At 38.1% G+C, this 6,064-nt stretch carries 7 protein-coding genes and 3 pseudogenes; 3 read left to right on the top strand and 7 right to left on the bottom strand.

Annotated elements, in window-relative coordinates:
- Positions 1-108: 108 nt before the first annotated feature.
- From WFH18_RS16450 to WFH18_RS16425, 6 genes and pseudogenes are all read right to left on the bottom strand, one after another.
- Positions 109-345, bottom strand: a pseudogene (locus WFH18_RS16450) (hypothetical protein); the annotation flags it as partial.
- A gap of 892 nt (positions 346-1,237) precedes the next feature.
- Positions 1,238-1,453, bottom strand: a complete 216-nt coding sequence (locus WFH18_RS16445; RefSeq protein WP_004847384.1) for a hypothetical protein — start codon at positions 1,451-1,453, stop codon at positions 1,238-1,240.
- The gene (locus WFH18_RS16440; protein ID WP_002011632.1) at positions 1,443-1,739 is read right to left on the bottom strand and encodes a BrnT family toxin; all 297 of its coding nucleotides are present in this window, start codon (positions 1,737-1,739) and stop codon (positions 1,443-1,445) included. Before WFH18_RS16440 ends, WFH18_RS16445 begins: the two co-directional genes overlap by 11 nt.
- A gap of 39 nt (positions 1,740-1,778) precedes the next feature.
- Positions 1,779-2,279 carry a hypothetical protein gene (locus WFH18_RS16435; protein WP_164543330.1) on the bottom strand — a complete coding sequence of 167 codons (501 nt, stop codon included), beginning with the start codon at positions 2,277-2,279 and terminating at the stop codon, positions 1,779-1,781.
- On the bottom strand, positions 2,276-3,205 hold the full coding sequence (locus tag WFH18_RS16430; RefSeq protein WP_164543329.1) for a MobA/MobL family protein: 930 nt from the start codon (positions 3,203-3,205) through the stop codon (positions 2,276-2,278). Before WFH18_RS16430 ends, WFH18_RS16435 begins: the two co-directional genes overlap by 4 nt.
- Positions 3,205-3,360 (bottom strand): hypothetical protein, encoded by a 156-nt coding sequence (locus WFH18_RS16425; protein ID WP_004846790.1) that lies wholly within the window; start codon positions 3,358-3,360, stop codon positions 3,205-3,207. The genes WFH18_RS16430 and WFH18_RS16425 overlap by 1 nt, the downstream gene beginning before the upstream one ends.
- A gap of 278 nt (positions 3,361-3,638) precedes the next feature.
- On the opposite strand from WFH18_RS16425, the gene WFH18_RS16420 reads away from it, so the two are divergent.
- Positions 3,639-4,046 (top strand): conjugal transfer protein TraD, encoded by a 408-nt coding sequence (locus WFH18_RS16420; protein ID WP_164543328.1) that lies wholly within the window; start codon positions 3,639-3,641, stop codon positions 4,044-4,046.
- A gap of 53 nt (positions 4,047-4,099) precedes the next feature.
- Here WFH18_RS16420 and WFH18_RS16415 read toward each other — a convergent pair.
- Positions 4,100-4,300: pseudogene (locus tag WFH18_RS16415) on the bottom strand (hypothetical protein); the annotation flags it as partial.
- Positions 4,301-4,834: 534 nt separating this feature from the next.
- Between WFH18_RS16415 and WFH18_RS16410 the strand changes: the two are divergent.
- Both WFH18_RS16410 and WFH18_RS16405 read left to right on the top strand, forming a co-directional pair.
- On the top strand, positions 4,835-5,665 hold the full coding sequence (locus WFH18_RS16410; RefSeq protein WP_164543327.1) for an alpha/beta fold hydrolase: 831 nt from the start codon (positions 4,835-4,837) through the stop codon (positions 5,663-5,665).
- Between the two features lie 177 nt (positions 5,666-5,842).
- A pseudogene (locus WFH18_RS16405) lies at positions 5,843-6,064 on the top strand (IS3 family transposase); the annotation flags it as partial.

The raw sequence follows: 6,064 nt of genomic DNA, 5'->3' as shown, positions 1-6,064 counted from the left end.
GTGTACACAGTGCACTGGGTTATGTATCGCCTTTTGAGTTTGAAGCAATGTACTATGATAAGATTAACCCGTTAGGTCAGGTGGCCTAACTTAAATAAAAAAGTCTCCGACAAACCCGGTACGGTTCAAAGTTAAACTATCATTTTGCTTAGTTTTTAACTTTTGAATTATTTTATGAAGCATACTATGTGGGATCATTGAACTTTCAATATGATCTACACAATAAAAAACAGCATCTTTTCTCATATCATCAAGATATGTTTGATGTTTAACAGCATCCTCAACAGATACTTTACCTCGATAATTAGAATGGTACGTTTTTTTAAAAAATCTGCTTCTAGTCATTTCAAAGATTCAAAAATTATTACCATTCAATTAAATAACGATTTATAGAAGATTAAAAGCATAAAAAAATAGCCTAAGCAGAATATTAGGTATATTAAAACCCATCTGCCTAATTCCCCTAAAAACAAATGCTCTCAACTTCTCAACTCGCCCCCAAAGCGTCGCACTTCGTGCTTTGGCTTTGGAAACGGTTGAGAGAGTTTCGGCAATACTCTCCCTAAAGGCGGTCATTTAAAAAAATGACGCATCCTTTAAGTATTGCCGATTTACCGCATATTCTTTTGGCTTCGGAGCCACGTATATCGGTCGTATCCGCACATAGCTTTGCAAACTATGCAGACAAGGACTAAAGGTCTTGCACCTCTCCCCACACGCTCCCTGTCGAAGTATGGCGGTATCTCTGCGAGGGTTTCCCCAACATACAACTTAACCAACCTATACAACTACTCTTAACGCTCCGCTTTTGTGAGATTCCCCTGTAGCGGTTTAGCCTTTCGACTATCGCTACGTTGCACCAGTGACACTTATTCCCTCCACATGCAACGCATGCCAATCCGTAAAACGGACACGCAGAAGCAGGCAAAGCTCGATCTAGGATGCTTATTTGATGATTTAAAACACGGATTAACGAAGACTTATCATTTTGGGTCTTGAACTAAACACTGTTTATTGTGAAAATAGAGTTCAGGTACAAGCCTTGTGGTGAAATCTGCACGAGTTGGTAGCTCTGCTGATCTTCGTTATTCGATGGTTCGAAGCATCAAATAACTGCGTACCGCTGAATATAAAGCGAAAGCCCATTGAGTTGCAAGATTCAATGGGCTTTTTCTTTGATCAATCAGATATTAAGACAAAAAAGAGAGGTCATATCTAATCATGACTAAATCCCTAATCAAGCACGTTTCAATGCCATAATATGGCGAACCATATCGTTAATATGTTGTTTTGTTTCATTATCTTGTGAACTTAACCATGCAACTACATCAGCATCAAAAGCCTGTGCTTGAGCTATGGCATGGCGTTCCTGTAATTTCTTCACAAAGCTAGGTTTAACCAATGGCGCATTGGTAGGGTCAAAATTTTTATAGCGTTCTAGTTCATTTTGCATTGCTGTACCTCCGCTTTTGGTGATGTGATGGTTCAAATGCAGTGATTATTCTCGCAACATCTCCACGTTCAACCCAAACCACTGTTAATAGTCTACCACGATTGCTTAAACCGACTGATATTAGTCGTTGTTCATCATAGTGTCCTACATCCTCAAAAGAGATCAATGCAGGATCAAGGAAAATACTACAGACCTCCTCGAACGTAATTTCTCGCCCTCGATAGACTAAATCCATTTTTTGGTCATGCCATTCAAATAACAAGCCGTAATATTCAATTAATGGCATGATTACTCATTTCCTCTCGTCAAATAAAAAATATGCCTATTATTTTGGGTCTATGACACAAAAATCGCCATTTTTTCCATATCCGCATTGCTTTTTCATCACACGAACACACGGTTTAGATTCCTCTCCAACAGTACAGCTTCCTATATCAAACTGGATTCCCTGCTGTCTTAAGCTCTCGATCTGCGGGATATTTTCTAAAGGTTTGATATAAACACTGAATAACCAAATGATGCCAAGCATCAGAATGGCGAAAATGCCTAAAATGATGGTGATGATTTTCCATGAAAATTGATCACTGGTTGATTCAATCGAGTTTTTTAAATGTCCAAGTGCTTTGGCGGTCTTAATAAGCTCCGCTGTACCCTCCTGTAAGCCCGTATTTAGCGATTTTGATACGGTACTATGGGTTTGCCCTGCTATGACCTTTTGAATGCGTTCTTCGGTGATTTGAAGCTCTTTAACAGCCTGAGTGACTAGGTTCTGCTGTTGTTCTGCAACTGCCATCAGTGCATATAACTTTTTTTCATCAGGTGTCATCGGCTCATCCCCTTATAACTCATGGTTTTCTGTTGCTCTCGTTCTAATTTCTGCTGTTCTTTGTACTGCTGTAAGGCAAGTTGTTTGAAGCTGTCAAAATCAGCCTTAAAGCTCTCAATGCCCTGTTTAATTTCTTTGTCTGAAATTGGGCTGTCTTTGAGTTCTTTCAGGTCTTTTTTCGGGTCGCCTAAGTCTAGTCGCTCAAGCTCTTTATAGGCTGTACGTGACTGTTGCAAGACATCCCTGATTTCAGGATCTTTGGCTTGGCTTGGTAATAATTTTTTTTCAGGTTCTTTGTCTATGCCTTGCTCTTTATAGCTTCGCATATCAATACGACTGTCAATTTGGTGTTTTTCTAAATGGCTGTTGCATAAATCTGCCCATCTTTGGCGTAGGTCTTTAATATCGGTTTTTCGTTCCTGGTAACTCTTGCCTGTATTGTCTTTTTTAGCTCCGCCACGTTCAGGATTTTTGCTGTTATAGCGTTTGAAATATTGCTCTGGATCTCGTTCGATTCCATCTTGCAGACGTTCATTAAACATGAGATGCACGTGGGGCTGATCGTTGCCATCCATTGCTTTAGGGTTATGAATCGCAAACTGATATGGATATTTTGAGCCAATTTCAGACTGAATGAAGTCCTCAACCAGTTCTAAGCGTTGTTCGGCATTCATCTCTCTAGGCAGGGCAATTTCATATTCTCGATAGGTACTGCCATTTTTTCGCTCGTAAAGGTCGGCTGCCTCCCAAAAGGTAATGGGATTATGTTCAGCCCATTTCGGCATGTTTCCATAATCGCTATGTTCAAGGTCGGTTTCTGCCTGTTCCTGTTTCAGCTTCTTTTCTTTGTCCCGATCAATATATTCGGCATGCGGTGCTGCCTTGCCTGCCTTGCCGACTTTGACACTTAAACGAGCAATCGCCATTAGGTTTTTTCCTGTTCCTTTTTTCGGTCTAGTTCTTTCTTAAATGCTCTTTGGTCGAGTATCGAAGCCCACATCATAATGATGATGATTAGCGGTGCTGCGATCACGCCAAAAGTAATATCTTTGATTTTTCCCAGTACCTGTTTTAGTTGCATGCTGTTGCTCCTAGCTTTGGCACTTCTTTTTTTCGTAAATTGAAAATTTACATAAAAAAGAAGTTTCAGGGTTTTAGGGATGAAGTCCCTAACGTGCTTAGGTTTCTCAATGAAATTGAGAAACGTCTAAGCGCGCCATCAAATTTTTGATGGAAGTACAGGCGACAATCTCTAGAACGACTTTAACAAAATTACGTTACTCGAACGTAAATATTTTGTTATCGTTCTTTGAGTATTGAGCCTGTGCTTTTGCGGTATCTGAATTAATGGAATTGAATATGAATAATGATTGGCTGTCTGAAAAAATCACCTATATTTCTGCTTTAAAGAATCCTAGTGATGCTCAAAAACTTTTACTTGAATTAGCTAAAATTCAGTACAGAACACCCGACCAAGAGAAAAAGATCAATGCCTTGATCAAAGCTGAAAAAGCCATAGATCGAGCAAATAAGCAAAAAGTTGCAGTTAGAAAATTACTGAATGCAGAAAAAGAAGCTGAACGTAAAGCTCGTACACGTCATCTCATTCAATTAGGCGCATTATTTGAAATAGCTAACCTAGATCAGCGTGACCCAGCCGAATTACTTGGCGTTCTTCTAAAAACTGCTGAAATAGACCCAAATGATATGAAATGGCAAATTTGGAAGGATTTAGGACAACAAACCTTAAATCAGCGTAAAAAGTGACGTTTTATAATAAAAATCCCAATACTTAAATTGGGATTTTTGGAAACTAGAAGTTATTTTTTAATATCTTTTAACCAACCATAAAGGTATGGGTCTTTTTTCAATAGACTAGCAATCATTTCAATGCGTTTTGATTTATCTAATTTTAAAAGAATACTTCTGAGATCAGCATTTATAGATTTCTCTGGCGCACCTCGGTCACGTGCTTTGCTATACCAATCATGTCCAAGAGTATATTCATGGTTTTCCATATATTAAGTTTTATTACGCTTTATCTTGAATGAAAAGTACTAAAATGAGCTTGGAAAATAATAAGTTCTTCTTAATGATACTCAGTTTGTCATAACAGCATTTGATGATGGAAAACTTGATTTGAAAATTATGAAAAAATTAAAAAATGAATCACTCACACCAGTTATTATTTTATATCTATGATTATGATTGTTAAATCAATTTTTTAAACATATTTAATTTGAGGTCTAATTCATCTCTAAATAATAATAATTCTTAACCATTAAACTGAATGCTTTAGTAATCAATTTACCTTGAAAACACTGAGTCCTCGCTAATTTTACAATAACACAACTCAATTTTTTTAAAATAAAACTAGATATAACAATATGATAATGAATTAAATAAATATCTTTAGACTATTTTTTAACAAGAAAACCATAAAAAAACATTGACCTTAAAGTTAAATTGAATGTTATTTTTTTCTAGGATCAGAAATATATTTTTATTCGTTCTGATTCACTTTCATTATCAATAAAAAATGCGGAGATTTTAAGATGAGTTTTGTTACTACAAACGACGGTGTCCAAATTTTCTATAAAGATTGGGGGCCAAAAGATGCTCCTGTTATTTTCTTCCATCATGGTTGGCCCCTCAGCGCTGACGATTGGGATGCACAAATGATGTTCTTCCTCGGTGAAGGTTTCCGTGTCATTGCAACGGATCGACGTGGACATGGTCGTTCGCAGCAGGTTTGGGATGGACATGATATGGATCATTACGCCGATGACACTGCTGCTGTGGTCAAGCATCTTGGTGTTCAAGGTGCTGTACACGTAGGACATTCAACAGGTGGTGGCGTTGTTGCACGTTATATCACGCGTCATCCTGAGGATCCTGTATCTAAAGGTGTTTTGATTTCGGCTGTGCCACCGCTCATGGTTAAAACAGATGATAATCCAAATGGCATCGACAAATCAGTCTTTGATGATTTTCAAAAGAATACTAAAGAAAACCGTGCACAGTTCTTCTATGACGTGCCAGCAGGACCATTCTATGGTTATAACCGAGATGGCGTAACACCATCTGAACCAGTGATCCAAAACTGGTGGAGACAGGGTATGATGGGTGGAGCAAAGGCACATTATGACAGTATCGTTGCCTTTTCGCAGACTGATTTCCGTGATGATTTGAAGAGTATTACCATTCCGATGATGGTGATGCACGGCTTAGATGATCAGGTCGTTCCGTTTGAGTTGTCGGGTCAAAAATCGGCTGATTTGCTACAAAACTGTGTACTCAAGACCTATGAGGGCTTCCCACACGGTATGCCAACAACTGAAGCTGAAACCATTAACCGAGATCTGTTAGCTTTTATTCGTAGCTAATGATCAATAAGTACAGTCAAAAGCGAGCTTTTGACTGTACTTTTATAACTCTACTTTGCTTTTATCAATGTACTTTTATATAAAATCCAAAAACAATGACGTTGTTAAAATCTATCTAATCGCTAAGTGAACCGTACCGGGTTTGTCGGAGAGTCAATATTCTGAGAGACTACCCCGATGACAAAATTAAAATATACCCCTGAAATCAGAGAAAGAGCGGTTCAATTACTAATTGAATCTGAAAAAGATTATCCTTCTACTTGGGCTGCAATCACAGCAATTGCTTCTAAGATAGGTTGTACTCCTGAAACACTACGTGTTTGGTATCAAAAATATTTAGATAAACAAAATCCAGTTAAAGTACAGCAGCTTTCAGACCAAGAACGTATCAAACAACTC

Origin of the sequence: Acinetobacter sp. USHLN143, from assembly GCF_037145695.1 — a bacterium.
Lineage (GTDB): Bacteria > Pseudomonadota > Gammaproteobacteria > Pseudomonadales > Moraxellaceae > Acinetobacter > Acinetobacter fasciculus.
The sequence above is the reverse complement of the archived record's forward strand: the minus strand, read 5'-3'. Positions and strand labels throughout refer to the sequence as shown.